Here is a 19,606-nt window from a genome sequence, read left to right as displayed (position 1 = left end):
CGGACCGGCCGCGGTAACCACCGGACATGCCCAGCGCCCGTGGTACCCAGTGGGCATATACCCAAAACGCTCATTCCCTGCGCCTACCACTGGACATGCCCCCCGCACCCTCCGGGCAGCACCCTCCGAGAGATCGCCAGCCACCCCGGACCAGCCGCGGCAACCGCCGGACATGCCCAGCGCCGGCGGTACCCAGTGGGCATATACCCAAAACGCTCATTCCCTGGGCCTACCACTGGACATGTCCCCCGCAGCGGCACCCCCGGAGAGAACCCGCGCTCAACCCGTTTCTGCGTTCTTGTTGTTTTTTCATTGACAAAGCCACAAGAACAAAGATAAAGTCAATCAATTCCACTTCATGTGATGGGGGTCACCGCCTCCGCCGCTCCGAAATGGAGGCCCGCAATAGATACCCGCACCACCGGAACCAACCGACGCAATGGAGGGCACGTGTTCGCCGAGGAACGCCAGCAGCTAATCGTGGAGCTCGTCGCCGCCAGCGGCCGGGCCAGCGTCACGGACCTCGCGGAGCGCTTCAGCATCACCACCGAGACGGTCCGGCGCGACCTCGCGGCCCTCGAGACCGCCGGCACTGTCCGCCGGGTCCACGGCGGCGCGGTTTCGCCGGAGCGTTTCAGCACCACCGAAGAGAGCATCCTGGAACGCACGGTGCAACGGAAGTCCGAGAAGACCCGGATTGCCGAGGCAGCCCTCGCCCTCATCCCGCGGGGCCTGGCCGGCAGCATCCTGATCGACGCCGGTTCCAGCACCGAGGCGCTCGCGGAACTGCTCGCCGCCCGGACAGCGGGCCCCGGGGCTCCGGGAAACGGGAAACCCGGCGCGCACGCAAACGGGACACAAGGCAACGGGGCGGGTGCCGACGTCGAACTCGTGGTCATTACGCACGCGCTGCCCATTGCGGCCAGGCTCTCCGGCGAACCGGGCATCGCCCTGCACTTCCTCGGCGGCAAGGTCCGCGGCCTGACCCAGGCAGCGGTCGGCCAGTCCACCGTGGAAGCGGCCCGGCGGATCCGGCCGGACATCGCGTTCATCGGCACCAACGGCATCTCCGCAGCCTTCGGGCTGAGCACTCCCGATCCTGAAGAAGCGGCTGTGAAGGCCGCCTTCGTCCATTCAGCGCGCCGCATTGTGGTGCTGGCTGATTCCTCCAAACTGGACGCCGAAACGCTGGTCCAGTTCGCCTCCTTGAAAGATCTGGACACCGTGATCACAGACTCGAATCCCAGCCCGGAACTCGCCGCGGCCCTTGCAGACGCGGGCGTGGAGGTGGTGCTCGCATGATCGTCACGCTCACCGCCAACCCCAGCCTGGACCGCACCGTGGCGCTGCCTGGCCCGCTGCTCCGCGGCGAAGTCCAGCGCGCCGTCTCCGTCCGCCAGGAATCCGGCGGCAAGGGCGTGAACGTCTCCCGCGCACTCGTCGCCTCCGGCCTGAAAACGCTCGCAGTCCTGCCCGGCGGCGACGCCGACCCGGTCCTCGCCGGCCTGCGGGACACTGACGTGCCGTTTACCTCCCTCCCCATCGGCGTCGCGCTGCGCAGCAATGTGGCCCTGACCGAACCCGGCGGCGTTACCACCAAGATCAACGAGCCCGGCCCGGTTTTGGACGCCGAGCAGCAGGAAGCCCTGATCGGCCTGCTGCTCGACTCCGCCCGCGGCGCCAGCTGGGTGGTCCTGGCCGGATCGCTCCCGCCCGGGGTCCCGGCCGACTTCTACGCCACCATCACCCGGCGGCTGCGGAGTCAGCACGACGACGGCGTCGAGGTGCCGCGGATCGCCGTCGACTCCTCCGGCGAACCGCTCGCCGCGGCAATCGCCGGGGACCCGTCGGGGAAACCGGACCTGATCAAACCCAACGCCGAGGAACTGGTGGAACTGGCTGCCGCAGCCGGATTCGCCACGGACAAGTCCCCTGAGGAACTCGAGGCAGATCCGGGGGCTGCCGCGGCGGCCGCCGCCGCCGTCGTGCGTTCCGGAGTGGGCGCGGTACTGGCCACCCTCGGTTCGAAGGGAGCGGTCCTTGTCACGGCCGACGGCGCGTGGCTCGCCACGCATCCGCCGGTCAAAGCGGTCAGCACGGTGGGCGCGGGCGATTCCTCGCTGGCCGGCTACCTGCTCGCCTCCGGCCAGGGCGCCGCCCCGGCCGAGTGCCTTCGTCAGGCGGTGGCCCATGGTGCCGCCGCTGCTTCGCTGCCTGGTTCCACCGTTCCGGCAGTCCACCAAACCACCCCCGATGCCGTTACTCTCACGGCCCTGAAGAAGGATTGACAGTGACCCAGCTCATTACTACCGAACTGGTCGAGCTCGACCAGAATCTAGGGACTTCCCCCGAAGACGTGATCCGGCATCTTGCGGGCAGAGTTGCGGCCAACGGGCGTGCCACCGAAGTCGAGGGGCTCTTCGCCGACGCCTTCGCCCGCGAGTCGAAGACCGCTACCGGCGTCCCAGGCGGCATCGCCATCCCGCATTGCCGCTCGACGGCGGTCCTGGAACCGACGCTGGCCATGGCGCGGCTCTCGCAGCCGGTGGACTTCGGCGCCAAGGACGGGCCGGCGGACCTGGTCTTCTTCATTGCCGCCCCCGAAGGCGCCGACCAGGAACACCTTAAACTGCTCTCCAAACTGGCCAGGTCGCTGATCAAGAAGGACTTCACCGCCGGGCTCCGGGCTGCCGCCACGCCGGCCGAGGTTGTGGAACTCGTGGACGGCGCCCTGGCGGACAAGCCCGCGGCCGGCGCCAGTGCAGCCGCACCGGCGGCAGCAGCCGGCACGGCGGACTCCGCCCCGGCGGACACCGGCGCACCGCGGGCCAAGCGGCTCGTCGCTGTCACGGCCTGCCCCACCGGCATCGCGCACACCTACATGGCCGCCGACTCGCTGGTTGCGGCAGCCAAGGAGGTCGGCGTCGACCTGCAGGTTGAAACCCAGGGCTCCTCCGGCGCCAAGGCCCTTGACCCGGCCGTGATCGCCGCGGCGGACGCCGTGATTTTCGCGGTCGACGTCGATGTCCGCGGCAAGGAGCGGTTCGCCGGCAAGCCCGTCATCAATGCCCCGGTCAAGCGCGGCATCGACGAGCCGGACAAGATGGTCCAGGAGGCCCTCGCCGCGGCTGACAATCCGCACGCCCGGCGCGTGCCGCACTTCGGCGCCGAGGAGCAGGCGGAGCACGAGGCCGAGGAAAAGGGCGAGCACATCGGCACGAAGCTGAAGAAGGCCCTGCTCACCGGTGTCAGCTACATGATCCCGTTCGTGGCCGGCGGCGGTCTGCTGATCGCGCTCGGCTTCCTGATGGGCGGCTACCTGATCACCAAGTACGCGGACGCCATCGTGGTCGACAACAGTATTTTCAACCTGCCGACGCAGTATCCAGACAACGCGTGGGGTCCGTTCGGCGCCTACCTCGGCGCCGTGCTGTTCAAGATCGGCGCGCTCTCGCTCGGCTTCCTGGTGCCGGCCCTGGCCGGCTACATCGCCTACGCGATCGCCGACCGGCCGGGCATCGCGCCGGGCTTCGTCGCCGGCGCAGTCGCCGGGTTCATGGGCGCCGGCTTCCTCGGTGGCATCGTCGGCGGCCTGCTCGCCGGTTACATCGCGCACGTGATTGGCCGGCTGCAGGTGGCGCGCTGGCTGCGCGGCCTGATGCCGGTCGTCATCATCCCGCTGTTGGCCTCCCTGGTTGCCTCCGGGCTGATGTTCCTGATCTTCGGCCGGCTGATCGCCGGCATCACGGCGGGCCTCAGCTCCTTCCTGTCCGGGCTGACCGGCGCCGGCGCGATCGCCCTCGGCATCATCCTGGGCCTGATGATGTGCTTCGACCTCGGCGGACCGGTTAACAAGGTCGCGTACGCCTTCGCCGTCGCCGGCCTCGGCGCAGCCTCCGTGGACAACCCGGCACCGTGGGAGATCATGGCCGCCGTGATGGCCGCGGGCATGGTTCCGCCGCTGGCCATGGCCCTGGCCTCGACGGTGCTGAACAAGAAACTGTTCAGCCTGGCCGAGCAGGAGAACGGCAAGGCCGCCTGGCTGCTGGGTGCGTCCTTCATCTCCGAAGGCGCCATCCCGTTCGCTGCCGCCGACCCGCTGCGCGTCATCCCCGCCAGCATGCTCGGCGGCGCCGTCACCGGGGCCATTTCGATGGCGGCCGGCGTCGGGTCGAAAGCTCCGCACGGCGGGGTCTTCGTCTTCTTCGCGATCGACAACTTCGTGATGTTCATCGTGGCCATTGCGGTCGGCACCGTCGTTACCGCGCTCTCGGTCATCGCGCTGAAGCGCTGGGCAGTCAAGAAGACCGTTGATACGGTTGAACCGGTGCCCGTAACTGTCTGAGCCGATCCTCGACGGACCTTCCCAAGCTGATCATCCCAAAGCTGAATCCAAGGAGCAGAAATGACCGAACGTAACGCCACCATCGCCAGCCGCGTGGGGCTCCACGCCCGTCCGGCCGCCATTTTCGCCGAGGCTGCAGGCGAGTTCGACAACCTCGAGATCACCATCGCCCGGCTGGGCGAACCCGAAGACGAGGCCATGGACGCCGCCAGCATCCTGTCGCTGATGAGCCTGGGCGCGTCCCACGGTGAGGTGGTGGTGCTGCGTGCCGAGGGGGACGGCGCCGACGCCGCCCTGGACCGCCTCGTGCAGATCCTCGAGACGGACCACGACGCCGAATAGCCCCGCCCTCCGCGCCAGCCGGCCCGCTACCCGCTTTTGCGGGTGGCGGGCCGGCTGCGTTCCTAGGCCCGTTCCGCGCTGGCTTTGACCATTGCCACCGGCTGGTCCCACATGCCCTGGGCGTGCTGCGCGGCCTTCCCTGATTAAGGCCCGGTTCGCTCCGCCGGCCCGGTGGGACATGCCCAGCCCAGGCCGCAGCGAGGGGACATGCCCAGTTTTCGCGGCCAGCCCGGTGGGACCTGCCCAGTCCAGGCCGCAGCGAGGGGACATGCCCAGTTTTCGCGTCCAGCCCGGTGGCACATGCCCAGCCCAGGCCGCAGCGAGGGGACATGCCCAGTTTTCGCGTCCAGCCCGGTGGCACATGCCCAGCCCAGGCCGCAGCGAGGGGACATGCCCAGTTTTCGCGGCCAGCCCGTTGGAACATGCCCAGTCCAGGCCGCAGCGAGGGGACATATGGATACTATGCCCAGTGGCAGGACGACCCGGAGGGCATGTCCCGTGGTGCAGCCCTCAGCAGGTCCCCCGCAGCCCGGCCCGACCCAGCCCCGGCCCAAGTACGACACCAGGCTGCCGTCATGTGAATGCTTGTCACCGTGCGCGGGCGCCGATAGTTTTGACACCTCGGCACCTCCCGGTTGCCGTGCGATCGTAGTCCCGGCAGCAAGGAGACCACCCGTGGCATACGCCCAGCAGGGCCCCGAAGTCAGCGCCGTCGACCGGCGGGCAAACCTTGCCGCAGGAGCACGCTAGCCGTGCCGGAGAAGAAAGGGACGCCCCGCGGATCGGACAGTCCGAGTATCAAGGATCCCGAGCTCTATGAAGCGTTGCTTGAGGACGGCGCTTCGCGGCAGAAGGCGGCCCGCATCTCGAACGCCGCTGCCAAGCGCGGCCGCTCGTCGGTGGGCCACAAGGGCGGCAAGTCCGGGACGTACGAGGACTGGACAGTGACGCAGCTGAAGGCCAAGGCAAAAGAGATCGGCCTCAAGGGCTTCTCAGCCAAGAAGAAAAGCGAACTGATCTCCGCGCTGCGAAACTCCTGAGCCGATGACGGCGGGACCGCTGGCATCGAATCGGGGGGCACCCGGTCAGGATGCGGGCTCAGGCGCCCTTCCGCGCCTGCTTCGAGGGAGCAGCATTTGCGGCGGCCGGTTTCGGGCCCGTGGACGCCGCGGTTTCCTTGGCCGCACGGGCCTTGGGTGCCGAGTCCTTGCCGGCCGTGGTCTCGGCAGCGGAAGTCCTGGTGGTGGAATTCTTGGCAGCGGAAGCCTTCGTGGCCGTGGTCTTGGCAGCGGAAGTCCTGGCGGTGGAAGCCTTGGCCGCCGGCTTTGCCCCGCCCTTCGGAGCGGACTTCGCCGCGCCCTTCGGAGCGGTCTTCGGAGCGCTCTTGGCGGCGCCCGACCCACTGCCCTCGCCGGCTGCGGCACCGCGCTTGCGCTCGATGCTGCGCTTGAGCGCATCCATCAGGTCGATGACCTCTCCGGTTCCCGCTTCCGCCGCGGGCGCTCCGAACGTCTCCTCGGTGTCCAACGACTCGCCCTGCTCGATCTTCGCGTCGATCAGTTGCCGCAGCTGCAGCTGGTAGTCGTCCGTGAACTGCCCCGGATCGAAGTCGGCCGCCATGGACTCCACCAGGGCCGCCGACATGTCGCGCTCCTGGCTGGAGATCCGCACGCTGGTTTCCAGTGCGGGGAAGCTCGCCTCCCGCACCTCGTCCGCCCACAGCAGTCCCTGCAGCACCAGGACGTCGCCGCGGATCCGCAGCGCCCCCAGCCGGGTTTTATCCCGCAGCGCGAACTGGACCACCGCCACCCGGTCGGTGTCCTCCAGCGCCCGGCGCAGCAGCACATAGGCTTTCGGCGACTTGGCATCCGGCTCGAGGTAGTAGCTCTTCTCGAACATCATCGGGTCGAGCTGCTCAGCGGGCACAAACTGCACCACCTCGATCTCGTGGCTGTTCTCCGCGGGGATCGATTTAAGCTCGTCGCGGCTGAGGACCACCGTCCGGCCGTCGTCCTCGTAGGCCTTGTCGATGTCCTCGTAGTCGACGATTTTGCCGCAGATCTCGCAGCGCCGCTGGTAGCGGATGCGGCCGCCGTCGGCGTTATGGACCTGATGCAGGCTGATGTCGTGGTCCTCGGTGGCGCTGTAGACCTTGACCGGGACGTTGACCAGGCCGAAGGCTATCGCACCTTTCCAGATGGCTCTCATGGCTCAAGTGAACACCAGAGCCGCGCGGAGGTGAAGTGTTTTGGCAGAGAGTAAGGCACGGGTCCGGGTGGACGGCCGGGAGCTGGTCCTGACCAACCTGGACAAGGTGATGTACCCGGAGACCGGGACCACCAAGGCCGATGTCATCGCCTACTACGCCGCGGTGGCGCCGGTGCTGATTCCCGCGAGCGCCGGCCGGCCGGCGACCCGGAAGCGCTGGGTCCACGGCGTGGGGACCGCCGGGGCGCCGGGCGAAATGTTCTTCCAGAAGAACCTCGATCACTCCACGCCGGGGTGGGTGCCGCGCGCCGCCATTACCCACAAGGAGCGGACCATCCAGTACCCGCTGGTCAACGATCCGGCCACGCTCACCTGGCTGGCCCAAATTGCGGCCCTGGAGATCCACGTGCCGCAGTGGCGGGTGGATTCGCACGGCAACGCCCTGCCGCCGGACCGGCTGGTGCTCGATCTGGACCCCGGCGACGGCGCGGGCCTGGCCGAGTGCGTGGAGGTGGCCATCCTCGCCCGCGGCATCCTGCAGGACGTGGGCCTGGAGCCCGTGCCCGTGACCAGCGGCAGCAAGGGCATCCACCTCTATGCGGCACTGGACGGCACCCAGAGCTCGGACCAGGTCTCGGAGTTCGCCCACGAGCTGGCCCGGGCGCTCGAGGCGGACCACCCGGACCTGGCGGTCAGCGACATGAAGAAGACGCTGCGCACCGGCAAGGTGTTGGTGGACTGGAGCCAGAACAACGCCGCCAAAACTACCATCGTGCCCTACTCGTTGCGCGGCCGGCTCCGGCCCACCGTGGCCGCCCCGCGCACCTGGGCCGAGCTGGGCTCCCCGGCGCTGCACCAGCTCGACTACCGGGAGGTCATCCAGCGGGTGGAGGAGGGCACGGACCCCTTTGCCGTCATTTCCGGCGGCGCCCGGCACCCCGCTGCCGACGCGGACGGCGCCAACGACGGCGGCGACTCCGACCCCCGGCTGAGGGCCTACCGGACCAAACGGAACGCCTCCGCCACCCCGGAACCTTTCACCGCGGAGCAGCACCTGAGCGGGAACGACGGCGGCACACGCCGGGAGAGTTTCGTCATCCAGGAACACCACGCGAGCCGGCTGCACTACGACTTCCGCCTCGAGCGGGACGGTGTGCTGGTGTCCTGGGCACTGCCCAAGGGCGTCCCGACGTCCAAGGCCAAGAACCACCTGGCGGTCCAAACCGAAGACCACCCGATGGACTACGCCCAATTCGAGGGCACCATCCCCAAGGGCCAGTACGGCGCCGGCACCGTCAGCATCTGGGACAGCGGCTTCTACGAGTGCGAGAAATGGGTCGCCGGCAAGGAAGTCATCGCCACCCTGACCGGCAGGGACGGCGGCGGACTGGACGGTGTGCGGCGGTTCGCGCTGATCCACACCGGGCAGGCCAACGACCAATGGCTCATCCATCTGATGGACCCGCCCGAGCCTGCGGGCCCGTCTGCGGACCGGCCCGAACCTGCTGACCCCCGGCCTGAACCTGCTGACCCCCGGACCGCCCGGGCCGCGGCAGCGCCGGAACGGGCGCCGGCCGGCAACCCACCCGGTCCGGCGGCCGGCGCCGGGGCGTCGGCTCCGGAGCCGGCGGGGCTCGCACCGATGCTGGCCAGCGCCGGCAGCCGGGCGGACCTGGCAGGCAAGGACTGGCAGTTCGAGCTGAAATGGGACGGCGTCCGGGCCCTGGTGCTCGGCGACGCGGACCGGATCAGGCTGGTCAGCCGGAACGGCAAGGACATGTCCGCCAGCTACCCGGAACTCACGGACCGCTCCTGCTGGCCGCCGCAGGACTTCGCGGCCGACGGCGAGATCGTCGCCGTCGGCCCCTCCGGGCGGCCCGACTTCGGGCTGCTGCAGGGGCGGATGAAGCTCACCAAGGCCGCCGATGTGGCGCGGGCACGGGCGGCCACGCCGGTGCGCCTGATGCTCTTCGACCTGCTGGCCGACGGCGGTGAGGACCTCCGGCGGCGCCCGCTGGCGCAGCGGCGCGAGCGGCTCGAAGCGTTCTACCGTTCCCGCGGACCGCGCCCGCCCTGTCCGGTGGACCTGTCCGGGGTGATCGATGCGGACATCGGCCACCTCCTGGAAAGCGCCCAGGAACTGGGGCTCGAGGGCGTGATGGCCAAGCGCATCGACGGGCGCTACGTCGGGCAGCGAAGCCGGTCCTGGCTCAAGCTCAAGTTCGAAAAGACCCAGGAGGTGGTGGTCGGCGGCTGGCGGCCGGGCAACGGCGGGCGCCGGGACTCGGTCGGTTCGCTGCTGCTGGGCATTCCGGAGGGTTCGAAGCTGCGCTACGTCGGCCGGGTGGGCAGCGGCTTCAGCACCCGCGAGCTCCAGGAACTGCGCCAGCAGCTCGATGCCATCCCCCGCAAGACCTCGCCGTTCGCGGACGTGCCGGCCGAGGACGCCTCGGACGCCCGCTGGGTGTCGGCGCGGCTGGTGGGCGAGGTCACGTTCGGTGAATGGACCGGCAGCGGAAAGCTCCGCCATCCGGTCTGGCGCGGCTGGCGGCTGGACAAGTCCCCGGCGGACGTCGTCGCCGAGCACGGCTGAGGGTCCGCCGCGGCGGACCCTCACCGGAAGGCTGCCGGAGCTACCGGAAGTCGCTGACCTCTGCCGCCGTCGGGTAGGCCGTCTGGGTGCCCTTGCGGGTGGCCGCCATGGCCGCTGCGACGGAGGCGTAGCGGGCAGCGTCCACCAGGGAATCCCCGGCCGCGAGCCGCGCTGCCACGGCGCCGGTGAACGCGTCGCCGGCACCGGTGGTGTCCACGGCGTCCACCCGGGTGGGCGCAATCCGGACCACCGGGGCGGCGGCTGCCGAATCCAGCACCACGGAACCCTGCGAACCGAGCGTCACCAGCACCTGCGCGAGGCCGTGCGCCGCAAACGCCGCCACGGCCGGTTCCCACTCGGCTTCCGGAGCCTCCGGGGAAGGCATCTGGAAGCCGTCAAGAAACTCGGAAGCCTCGTGGGCGTTCACCAGCAGCACGTCGGTGAGCCGGGCCAGGGCGTCCGGGATCGGCGCATACGGCGAGAGGTTCAGCAGCACCCGGGCGCCGGCGTCGCGCCCGGCCTGCGCCGCGGCCTGCACGGTCTGCAGCGGCACTTCAAGGCACAAGCCCACGACGGCGGCCCCTTCGAAGGCGGCCAGGTCCAGATCCGCCGGTTGCAGCGTCCCGTTGGCGCCGGCGGCGATGATGATGGAATTCTCGCCCGCGGCGTCCACTGAAATCACCGCGACGCCGGTGGGTTCATCCGCTTCCCGGACGCGCGTGACGTCCACGCCCGCCCCGGCCGTGGAGGCCAGCAGCATGGCGCCGTTCGCATCCCGGCCCACGGCGCCGATCAGTGCGACCGAACCGCCCAGCCGGGCGGCGGCCACGGCCTGGTTGGCGCTCTTGCCGCCCGGGTTCACGGCGAAACCGTTGCCGTGCAGGGTTTCGCCGGGCAGCGGCAGCCGCTCGGTGTAGATCGTGAGGTCCGCGTTCAGCGAACCCACCACCACGATCCGCGGCGTCTTGGCATCAGCAGCTGTGTCCATGGTCAGTGCGCCACCTCGGCCTCGACCGGCTTCGGGATCAGCATCGAGGCGCCCAGTGCCAGCGCCGTGAGCACCAGGGCCACGACAACGGTGACCAGGTAGGAGCCCGCACCGCCCACCGGGGCGGCTGCCGCCAGCACGGCCGGCAGCACCAGGAAGCTCAACCCGGCGCCGAGGTTAAAGGCACCGGCGTTCATGCCCGGCAGGAACCCCGGGTTGCCCTTGGGTGAGAGCACCACGCCCAGTCCGTTGAGCATGATGTTCACGGTGCCGGCGTACATGATGCCGAGCAGGACGGTCCCGGCGATCATCAGGCCCAGGTTGTGCAGCCCGAAGAAGGCGATGATGGCCAGTGCCACGAGCGAGCCCACCATGCCGATCCGCAGCACCTTGGTGTAGCCGAGGACGGGGGCCAGCCGGCCGCTGATCGGACCGAAGACCCAGCCCAGCAGGGCGTACGGGGTCAGGATCAGCAGCGACATCTCGGTGGCGCCGATCCCGAAGCCGGGGTCCGCGGCCTGCACGAACGCGGGAACAATGCCGTTGATGACGGCGAAGATTCCGGTCATGGTCAGCGTGGTGGTCAGCAGCGGCGCCCAGGTGGCGCGCTGGCGCAGGTGCGCCACCTCCACCATGGGGTGCGTGGAACGCTTTTCCGTGGCCCAGAACAGCGCGAAGGCCACGGCGGCGACTACGGCCAGGCCCACCGCCCAGCCCAGTGTTGCCGCGGAGAAGCCCGCCAGCAGCGCGGAGCCCTGGTTGAGCGCTGTCAGCAGGGCGCCCACGGCCACGACGATGAAGAACACGCCGGCCCAGTCCATCCTGGTGCCCGCGCCGGGCTTGCTTTCGCCGGCCAGCCAGACGATCAGGACCGTGGCGATGACGCCCAGGCCGACCATCAGCCAGAAGATGCTGCGGAAGCCGTAGTGCTCGGCGAAGAAACCGCCCACAAACGAGTCGACGCCGGCAATGCCGCCGTTGACCGCTGTGATCAGGCCCATCAGCACACCGTATTTCCTCGGCTCGCTGACCGCCGAACGCAGCATGATCAGGCACAGCGGGACCGTGGGGCCACTGACGCCCTGGATGATGCGGCCGACGAAGAGCCAGGTCACGTCCGGCGCCAGGGCGGAAACCACGGAGCCGGCGGCCATCAGCACCATCATGATGACGAGGATCCGCTTGCGCCCAACGATGTCGCTCAGCCGGGGCAGGAAGAGCGAGAACAACGCGGCGGCGGTGAAGAACGAGGTCTGGGACAGCCCGATCACGGCCTGGTCCGCGTTGAGCTCGCGGCCCATGGTGACCAGGGCCGGGCTCAGCATGGAGGCATTGAGCTGGAACGCCACGCAGGCGGCCAGCAGGGCCGTCATCAGGGCGGCGACATTTGCGGTGCCGGTCGTGGTGCCGGTCAGGGACTTGCTCACAGCTCCACCTCTCCAATGCGCACGAGGGCGTCGGTGACCAGGTTCCAGAACTTGGCGTGGTCCAGGTCCACCGCCACCGACGTGTGGCAGTCGTCGGGGGCCGGGGCCCGGAAGTCCGCCACGGTCATGCCCAGGGTGAGCGTGCCGGTGAGTTCGATGTCGACCGGAACCTTGCGGGTGGTCATGACGGTCGGGTCGATCACGTAGGCGACTGCGCAGGGGTCGTGCACCGGCGGATAGTCGAAGCCCTGCGCGTCCTTGTAGGTCTTGGTGAAGAACTCCATCAGTTCCATCACGAACTTGGCCGGCTTGGTGCCCACAGCCTCGATCTGGGCGACCACCTCGGGGGTGGCGAGCGCCTGGTGGGTCAGGTCCAGCCCGACCATGACCACCGGCCACTTTTCGTTGAACACGATGTGGGCGGCTTCGGGATCGATGATGATGTTGAATTCGGCCACGGCGCTCCAGTTGCCCACGTGGTAGCCGCCGCCCATGAGGACAACTTCCCGGACGCGTTCGACAATCCGGGGTTCCTTGCGCGCCGCCATGGCGATGTTGGTCAGGCCCGCGGTGGGAACCAGGGTCACCGTGCCCGGTTCGTGCGCCATGATGGTCTCGATGATCAGGTCCACGGCGTGGCGCGGGTCCAGCGTGATCGTTGATTCGGGCTGGTCGGGGCCGTCCATGCCGGAGTCGCCGTGGATGTCCGGGGCGGTTTCGATGGTCCGGACCAGCGGACGGTCGCAGCCCGCGGCGAAGGGGACACCGGTGATGCCGGCGATGGTGCCCACGGACAGGGCATTGCGGGTGACCTTTTCCAGTGTCTGATTGCCGACCACAGTTGTCACGGCCAGCAGGTCGATGTTCGGGTTGCCGTGCGCCAGCAGGAGGGCGACGGCGTCATCGTGGCCGGGATCGCAGTCGAGGATGATCTTGCGCGGCGGGCCGGATGGGACAGTCATGATTACTCCACGTCTTTGGGGCCTCTACTCGGGACGGGCAGAGTCAGATAGAAAAAGTGTGGCACCGCGGCGGCCGGACGTCAAACGCTTAACGACATAGGCGTCAAACGCTTGATGCCGCTTCCTGCACGGAACGGCGCGGGACGGATAGCATCGACTCATGCGGTCCGACAACAGCTCATCCCCCGTCCCCCGCGCCGCGGACGACGGCACGCCAGCGGCTTCCGGCGGCGCGGCTTCCGGCGGCAGGGCTTCCGGCGTGCGGGTCACAGCGGCCATGGTGGCGGCCCGGGCCGGCGTTTCCATTGCCACCGTGTCCCTGGTGGCCAACGGCAAGACGGAGGGCCGCGTCTCGGCGGACAAAGCCGCCCGGGTGAGCCAGGCGATCGACGAGCTCGGCTACGTCGTGGACGGTATCGGCAGTTCCCTGGCCCGCGGTGGCAGCAACCTGGTGATTCTGGCAGCTCCCGATATCGCCAACCCCTTCTTCGCCAAGGTGATCGCAGGGGTCCGCAGCGCCCTGGGGACGGACTACCAGCTGCTCCTGGCCGTCAGTGACCCCGGGCGGCTGCCGAGCAGCGCGGAGGTCCGTGCCCTGCTGTCGCTGCGGCCGGCCGGGCTGCTGGTGGACGCCCCCGACGCGGCCTTCCTGGAGCGCCTGCACAGCACGGCGCCCGTGGTGCTGCTGGACGCTCCCGGCGTCGAGGCCTATGCGCCGTCGGTCAACCTCGACGTCGGCCACGGCGCGCGCGAACTCGCCGGCCACCTGGCGGCGCTGGGGCACCGCAAGGTGGCCTATCTCGACAGCACCAGCGGAACGGCCACGTTCCGGGTGCGGCGGGAAGCCTTCCTCGCCCAGGCCGCGGTGCACGGCATCGACGTCCCCGATGACGCCGTCGCCTGCACCCCCATCGACGTCGGCGCGGCTGCTGCCGCGTTCGAGCGCTTCTGGCCTGCCTGGCGCGACGCCGGGATCACCGCCGTCGTGTGCTGCACGGACACGCACGCGTACGGCGTGCTGCAGGAGGCGCGGGTCGCCGGCGTGGCCGTCCCGGGCCGGCTGGCGGTGGCGGGATTCGACGACCTCCCCTACTCGGCAACCAGCAGCCCGCCCCTGACCAGCGTGCACTTGCCCGCCGGGGCGCTTGGGGAACAGGCCGGCCGGGCCTTGAAGGAACTGATGACCGGCGGAGTGCTGGCCGAGCCGCAGCTGACCCTCGCCAGCACCCTCATGGAGCGGGCCTCCACCACCGGGCGGCCGGACCTGCCCTAGCACCGACTCGAGCTTCAGGCCCACAGCTCAGCACCTCGGCGGCAGCTGCCGGACATGTCCGCTCCCCAGTGACCCCGCCGCCTAGGACGAATGCGGGACGCCCGGCCTGCGGGTGCGGTGAACCGCGTTGACGGCTGCTTCGCGGTCAGCCCGGCCGTGCGTGGCATCGTGTTCCTTAGGGTGGCGGTGCTTGCCGCTGCCGTCCGGCCACTGCCGGCCCTCGGCAGCCGCGGGCGGCGGGTTGCGTGCAGGTTCCGGGCCGGGGGCCTCGTCCATGTGTGCGGCCAGGTGGCTGGCAACCTCCGGCTCGATTTCGTCTCCGGGGTGATGTTCCGCCATGACTCTTCCTTTCCGCTGTGCCGATTTTCCACGGTGCCGATCTTCCACGGTGCCGATGGTGGTGAAACGAAGTGTCCCCTCATGGTAAATCGGCTCCGGAAAGTTGTCTGTAGCGGGCCGCTTCGGGCCTAAATCGGCCCGCCAAACGCTCGCGCCGGAAAAAATTTTGGTGCCTGCACCGGGACCATGGCCACTTCCCTGTAACCATGCGGCAAAACCGGCCAAAACAGCCAGCCGGTTTCGCCCCGATTCGGCCGGAAAAACAGGCATGATACGGCACCGAAATCGGAAAATCCACAAAAACCACGTAAAATTGAAGGCCTGCCCGGAGCGGGGCAGCTACACGTCATAAGCAAATGACCTCCACAGGAGTTGCGCAAATGCCCAAAGACCGAAGCACGACCGACTCTTCCGCAGGCGTTTACAGCGCCGGCGGAACCAACCAGGGCGCCCCCCGCGGCGCCAAGAAAACCAAGCTGCGGCGTCGTCGGCTCCGTGAATCCGATGTCAACGTTGTTGACCAGCCCATGCTTAAGAAAGCCCTCGGCGGCACCATCGTTGGCAACACCATGGAGTGGTACGACGTCGGCGTGTTCGGCTACCTGATCACCACCATGGGACCGGTCTTCCTGCCCGAGGCCGACAAGACGGTCCAGACCCTCTTCCTGCTTGGCACCTTCGCCGCGACGTTCATCGCCCGCCCCCTCGGCGGCGTGGTGTTCGGCTGGCTCGGGGACAAGGTCGGCCGGCAGAAGGTCCTCGCGGCAACCCTCATGATCATGGCGGCCAGCACCTTTGCCGTTGGCCTGCTGCCGGGCTATGCCCAGATCGGCATCTGGGCCGCGGTCCTGCTGGTCTTGTTCAAGCTCGTCCAGGGCTTCTCCACCGGCGGCGAATACGCCGGGGCAACCACCTTCGTGAGCGAGTACGCCCCGGACAAGCGGCGCGGATTCTTCGCCAGCTTCCTCGACATGGGCAGCTACCTCGGCTTCGCGATCGGCGCCGCACTGGTCTCGGCGCTGCAGCTGACCCTCGGCCAGGACGCGATGGAGCAGTGGGGCTGGCGGATCCCGTTCCTGGTGGCCGGTCCGCTGGGCGTGATCGCCGTGTACTTCCGCAGCAAGATCGAGGAATCCCCGCAGTTCCAGGCCACCCTGGACGCCCAGGAAGGTGTCGCCAAGGATGCCGCCGCCGCCGACTCCGCCGCTTCCAAGGGCCCGGTCGGCATCGTCAAGGCCTACTGGCGTTCCATTATCGTCGCGATGATCCTCGTGGCCGCGGCCAACACCGCCGGCTACGCCCTGACGTCCTACATGCCGACGTACCTCACCGAATCCAAGGGCTACGACCCGGTACACGGCACGCTTCTGACCATCCCCGTGCTCGTCGTCATGAGCTTCTGCATTCCGCTGACCGGCAAGCTGTCCGACCGGATCGGCCGCCGCCCGGTGCTGTGGATCGGTGCCCTGAGCACGGTGGTCCTCGCCGCCCCGGCCTTCATGCTGATCGGCATCGGTGAGATCTGGTCCACGCTGGTGGGCCTCGGCCTGATCGCGTTCCCGGTCACGTTCTATGTCGCCAACCTGGCGTCCGCGCTGCCGGCCCAGTTCCCGACGGCCAGCCGTTACGGTGCGATGGGCATTGCGTACAACTTCTCGGTAGCCATCTTCGGCGGCACCACGCCGTTCATTGTGGCAGCACTCATTTCAGCCACCGGCGACGACATGATGCCCGCCTACTACCTGATGGCCACCTCCGCGATCGGTGCCGTGGCGATCTACTTCCTCAAGGAATCGGCCAAGATGCCGCTGCCCGGCTCGATGCCGAGCGTGGACACGCAGGCCGAGGCCCGGGAACTGGTGGCAACCCAGGACGAGAACCCGCTGATCGACCTGGAGCTCATGGACATGCCCATGACCGCCGAGCTGAATGACGGCGACGCCGGTAAGGTTCCGGCCCGGGCCTAAATCCGGACCGGGCCTAAATCCGGACCAGGCCTAAATCCGGCCCGGCACTCCGGCGCCCGCCCCCTAATGGCCAGTCCGCCCCGCCCCGTAAAGGCCCGTCCCGCGCTTCCCCCGAGGAAACGCGGGGCGGGCCTTCGGCGGTTCCGGGCCGGCCCCTACTTGGGGCGCCTTGGCGGCCCGGCGACAAGGCGGAAGGGCAGCACCCGGGCCGCCGCGATGAGGACTTTGTAACGCCGGCTCGGAATGACGAAAGCCTTGCCCTTGGCGTTCGCCGCCAGCCCTTCGCGGACCACCTGCTCCGCCCGCAACCACATCCAGGCCGGGGCGACGCCTTTGTCCATTCCCATCCGGTCGTGGAATTCGGTGTGCGTCAGCCCTGGGCAGACCGCTGTCACTTTCACCCCTTGCCCGGCGTAGGCAAGGTTGGCCCAACGGCTGAAGCTGAGCAGCCACGACTTTGCGGCCGAGTAGGTACCGCGCGGCAGGAACGCCGCCACGGAGGCCACGTTGACCACCCGCCCGGACCGCCGCCGCAGCATCCCCTGCAGGGCGGCGTGCGTCAACACCATCGCCGTCTCGACGTGGAGTTTGAGGTGCTGTTTTTCCTGGGCAATGTCGTTATCCGTGAAGGAGTGCAACAGCCCCATGCCCGCATTGTTGACCAGGATTTCCACTGGCCGCGCCGGCTCGCTGAGCCGTTCGACGACGGCTGCCACGTCGCCGTCGTCCGTCAGGTCCGCGGCCAGCACCTCGGTCCTGACCGAGTAGAGCCGCTCCAGTTCGGCCGCCGCCGCCTGCAGGCGGGCCGTGTCGCGCGCCACGAGAATTACGGCATATCCCTGTTCGGCAAGCTGGCGGGCGAATTCTGCCCCGAGGCCCGCGGTGGCGCCGGTGATCAAGGCGGTCTGGTCGGCCGGCGGGGCAGCCGCAGCAGGCGTGTTCATGGGGACAGCCTAGCGCCGGGTCCGTGGTCTCAGGCCAGGGCCGGACCTGCTGCGAGTTCGTCCTGCGCGGGACCCTCCGCTGCCCGGTAGCGGTGCTGCAGTTCATCGGCCGCCAGCTCGTACCAGGTGTGGGCGCCGAAGGAGGGACTGGGGGTGTCCAGGTGACGGTACAGGGCGTCGGCCAGTTGGCCCAGCGCGGCGTCGGAGAGCGCCTGCACGGTGGCGGCCGGGTCCAGCGACCCCTCGAAGTACTCGGAGAGCGCCAGTCCGTCGATCAGCTCGGACGTGCCGGCGTCATCGCCGGCAGCGTCGGCGGGCGGAGCGTCCTCGCCGCCGATGTCGTCGGTATCCGCGGGCAACTGGCCGTTGACCGCTGCCGGGAGCTCACCTGCCAGGCCGGCAAGGACCGCTCCGTTTGACCCGACATGGAGCAGGCAGATCGGAAGCTCGGCGGGTTCCTGGAGGCGCAGCCGGAAGCTCTCGGCCTGCGTGGTTTCGACATTCCGGAGATAAAGCAGAATCTCCGGGTCGAGGTGGGAGGCGCCGTGGAGGTCGATGCTGACATCCGCGCCGGCTGCGAGACGGCTTGCACGCCGCATGATGTGCAGCAACGCGGGGTAATTGGCCTGAGTGAGACAGCCGGTGACTTCGAGAGTCACATGTGCGGGATCAATGTCCACCCGAACAAGCACACGCAGTTTGTGGTTCACTTGTACTCCAAAAACTAGTCCGTGAGCCAACTGCATAACTCTAGCTAAACCATACGGAATAGTTGCCGGGCTCACAAGCGGTCAGGCTTCGGGCGGCTCCTGCTCCGGCCAGTCGACACACTGGCCATAGGAGTCGTGCTTGCGAAGATAGCGATAGACGTAGGGGCAGTTCGGGATGATCCGCTTCCCCGACGCCACGACGTCGTCCAGCGCGAAGTGCACCAGCACCCCGGCCAACCCTTTGCCTTGGAATGCCGCGGCCGTCTCGGTATGGACGAAGTCGACATGCCCGGGCCGGTCGATATAGCGCACCTGGACGGCAAGCTGGCCGCCGACGTGCAACTCGTAGCGGTGCAGCGCATCGTTGCGGGTGGTGGCGACGTCCGTGCCGAATGCGTCGCCGGTTTCTACCGCGTTCTCCGTCATGGTTCGACATTGGCACTTAACGGCGGGCGTTGCAATGGTCGTCCGGCTCCGTCCGGGCGACGGCTGCGCACGGTGCGCGGCGGCGTCGGCCGGTGCTTCGCAAGCCAACGCAAGAACCGGATCCCGCCGGAAACGGGACATTAGTACCTACCGGCGCGGCCGGCCGCGGCGTATTGCTGGAAAGGTGAACCCGGCCAGCTTTACCCACCCGGCCATCTCCCGCGGCGGACCCCCCGCCGGGCGGCCGGTGCCGTGGTCGCGCTATGTGGCGCTGGGCGACTCGTTCACCGCGGGACTCGGCGACCCGGCCCCGCTCAGCCCGGGCGGCATGAGGGGCTGGGCGGACCGCATTGCCGAGGAATTCAGCGTAGCCCGCCCCGACTTCTCCTATGCCAACCTGGCCATCAGCGGCTTGGTGCTGCAACAGATCGTCGACCAGCAACTTGCGCACGCGATCGCCCTGAAGCCGGACCTGGTCACGCTGTCAGCAGGCGGCAACGACCTGGTATTCCACCGGCGCGATCCGGACCGGTTGGCGGCAGGCCTGGACGAGGCGGTGGCGGCGCTTTCCGCCACCGGCGCGCTGGTGGTGCTTTTTACCGGCCCGGACTGGGGCGAGACACCGCTTTTTGGGCACATCCGCGGCAAGGTGGCCGTCTTCAACGAAAACATCCGGACCATCGCGGTCCGGCATCACGGCGTCATCGCGGACCTCTGGGCGCTCCGCCAGTTGGGCGACCCCCGGATGTGGGCCCCGGACCGCCTGCATTTCTCTCCGCTCGGCCACCAACTCATTGCGGCGATGGTGCTAGACACGCTGCAGGTTCCGCACAGCCTGAAACCGCTGCAACCCAAGCCGCTGCCGGCCGGAAGCTGGCGGCAGACACGGGCCGGCGACCTGGCCTGGGCAACCCACTACCTGCTGCCGTGGATGATTCAGCGGGTCCGGCCCCGCGGCGGAGACCTTCCGCCGGCCGCCAAGCGGCCCGAAGCAGGGCCGGTGCACGGCTCGTCCGGCGGCGCTGCACCGGCCTGATGCGTTGTGGCCCTAGTGCGGCCGGGACCTCTCCGCTAGCCTGTCC

General features: G+C 68.9%; 17 protein-coding genes. 9 read left to right on the top strand and 8 right to left on the bottom strand.

The features are described 5' to 3' along the window. Nucleotides 1-450 precede the first annotated feature (450 nt). The 5 genes from AC3ANP_RS06285 (at nt 451) to AC3ANP_RS06265 (ending at nt 5,727) form a co-directional block, all read left to right on the top strand. Nucleotides 451-1,302 carry a DeoR/GlpR family DNA-binding transcription regulator gene (locus tag AC3ANP_RS06285; protein ID WP_488332472.1) on the top strand — a complete coding sequence of 284 codons (852 nt, stop codon included), beginning with the start codon at nt 451-453 and terminating at the stop codon, nt 1,300-1,302. Beyond that, the gene (locus AC3ANP_RS06280; RefSeq protein WP_488332471.1) at nt 1,299-2,288 is read left to right on the top strand and encodes a 1-phosphofructokinase family hexose kinase; all 990 of its coding nucleotides are present in this window, start codon (nt 1,299-1,301) and stop codon (nt 2,286-2,288) included. The genes AC3ANP_RS06285 and AC3ANP_RS06280 overlap by 4 nt, the downstream gene beginning before the upstream one ends. 2 nt (nt 2,289-2,290) lie before the next feature. Then, nucleotides 2,291-4,345: a PTS fructose transporter subunit IIABC gene (locus AC3ANP_RS06275; protein ID WP_488332470.1), complete on the top strand. Its 2,055-nt coding sequence runs from the start codon at nt 2,291-2,293 to the stop codon at nt 4,343-4,345. A 60-nt stretch (nt 4,346-4,405) separates the two neighbouring features. After that, nucleotides 4,406-4,687: an HPr family phosphocarrier protein gene (locus AC3ANP_RS06270; RefSeq protein ID WP_488332469.1), complete on the top strand. Its 282-nt coding sequence runs from the start codon at nt 4,406-4,408 to the stop codon at nt 4,685-4,687. Nucleotides 4,688-5,439: 752 nt separating this feature from the next. Further along, complete coding sequence (locus tag AC3ANP_RS06265; RefSeq protein ID WP_488332468.1) at nt 5,440-5,727, top strand: DUF7218 family protein; 288 nt, start codon at nt 5,440-5,442, stop codon at nt 5,725-5,727. Between the two features lie 58 nt (nt 5,728-5,785). Here the strand turns inward: AC3ANP_RS06265 and ku are convergent, their stop codons facing one another. Continuing rightward, nucleotides 5,786-6,895: a non-homologous end joining protein Ku gene (gene ku / locus AC3ANP_RS06260; protein ID WP_488332467.1), complete on the bottom strand. Its 1,110-nt coding sequence runs from the start codon at nt 6,893-6,895 to the stop codon at nt 5,786-5,788. Nucleotides 6,896-6,935: 40 nt separating this feature from the next. Here ku and AC3ANP_RS06255 point away from each other — a divergent pair, with 40 nt between their 5' ends. Beyond that, on the top strand, nt 6,936-9,488 hold the full coding sequence (locus tag AC3ANP_RS06255) for an ATP-dependent DNA ligase (RefSeq protein ID WP_488332466.1): 2,553 nt from the start codon (nt 6,936-6,938) through the stop codon (nt 9,486-9,488). Between the two features lie 40 nt (nt 9,489-9,528). Here the strand turns inward: AC3ANP_RS06255 and AC3ANP_RS06250 are convergent, their stop codons facing one another. Genes AC3ANP_RS06250 through uriH form a run of 3 tightly spaced genes read right to left on the bottom strand, consistent with a single transcriptional unit; the run spans nt 9,529 to nt 12,865 of the window. Beyond that, nucleotides 9,529-10,476, bottom strand: a complete 948-nt coding sequence (locus tag AC3ANP_RS06250; RefSeq protein ID WP_488332465.1) for a ribokinase — start codon at nt 10,474-10,476, stop codon at nt 9,529-9,531. 2 nt (nt 10,477-10,478) lie between these two features. Next, nucleotides 10,479-11,849 (bottom strand): uridine transporter UriT, encoded by a 1,371-nt coding sequence (uriT, locus tag AC3ANP_RS06245; RefSeq protein ID WP_488332987.1) that lies wholly within the window; start codon nt 11,847-11,849, stop codon nt 10,479-10,481. A gap of 50 nt (nt 11,850-11,899) precedes the next feature. Next, nucleotides 11,900-12,865 (bottom strand): uridine-preferring nucleoside hydrolase UriH, encoded by a 966-nt coding sequence (uriH, locus tag AC3ANP_RS06240; RefSeq protein WP_488332464.1) that lies wholly within the window; start codon nt 12,863-12,865, stop codon nt 11,900-11,902. A gap of 277 nt (nt 12,866-13,142) precedes the next feature. Between uriH and AC3ANP_RS06235 the strand changes: the two genes are divergently transcribed. Further along, the gene (locus AC3ANP_RS06235) at nt 13,143-14,138 is read left to right on the top strand and encodes a LacI family DNA-binding transcriptional regulator (protein ID WP_488332986.1); all 996 of its coding nucleotides are present in this window, start codon (nt 13,143-13,145) and stop codon (nt 14,136-14,138) included. A gap of 81 nt (nt 14,139-14,219) precedes the next feature. Here the strand turns inward: AC3ANP_RS06235 and AC3ANP_RS06230 are convergent, their stop codons facing one another. After that, complete coding sequence (locus AC3ANP_RS06230; protein WP_488332463.1) at nt 14,220-14,477, bottom strand: hypothetical protein; 258 nt, start codon at nt 14,475-14,477, stop codon at nt 14,220-14,222. A gap of 380 nt (nt 14,478-14,857) precedes the next feature. Here AC3ANP_RS06230 and AC3ANP_RS06225 point away from each other — a divergent pair, with 380 nt between their 5' ends. Continuing rightward, a complete protein-coding gene (locus AC3ANP_RS06225) occupies nt 14,858-16,444 on the top strand; it encodes an MFS transporter (protein ID WP_488332462.1) in 1,587 nt (528 codons plus the stop codon). Between the two features lie 155 nt (nt 16,445-16,599). Here AC3ANP_RS06225 and AC3ANP_RS06220 read toward each other — a convergent pair whose 3' ends face one another. The 3 genes from AC3ANP_RS06220 to AC3ANP_RS06210 all read right to left on the bottom strand — a co-directional run bounded on the left by AC3ANP_RS06220 (nt 16,600) and on the right by AC3ANP_RS06210 (nt 18,524). Next, nucleotides 16,600-17,388 (bottom strand): SDR family NAD(P)-dependent oxidoreductase, encoded by a 789-nt coding sequence (locus tag AC3ANP_RS06220; protein ID WP_488332461.1) that lies wholly within the window; start codon nt 17,386-17,388, stop codon nt 16,600-16,602. 29 nt (nt 17,389-17,417) lie between these two features. Beyond that, complete coding sequence (locus AC3ANP_RS06215) at nt 17,418-18,098, bottom strand: hypothetical protein (protein ID WP_488332460.1); 681 nt, start codon at nt 18,096-18,098, stop codon at nt 17,418-17,420. 81 nt (nt 18,099-18,179) lie between these two features. Beyond that, entirely contained in the window at nt 18,180-18,524 is a 345-nt protein-coding gene (locus AC3ANP_RS06210) for a GNAT family N-acetyltransferase (protein WP_488332459.1), read from the bottom strand. 184 nt (nt 18,525-18,708) lie between these two features. On the opposite strand from AC3ANP_RS06210, the gene AC3ANP_RS06205 reads away from it, so the two are divergent. Further along, complete coding sequence (locus tag AC3ANP_RS06205) at nt 18,709-19,560, top strand: SGNH/GDSL hydrolase family protein (RefSeq protein ID WP_488332458.1); 852 nt, start codon at nt 18,709-18,711, stop codon at nt 19,558-19,560. The last annotated feature ends 46 nt before the right edge of the window (nt 19,561-19,606 follow it).

The organism is Arthrobacter sp. JB02-1C (assembly GCF_057748045.1).
This window is presented reverse-complemented; position numbering and strand designations above follow the sequence as displayed.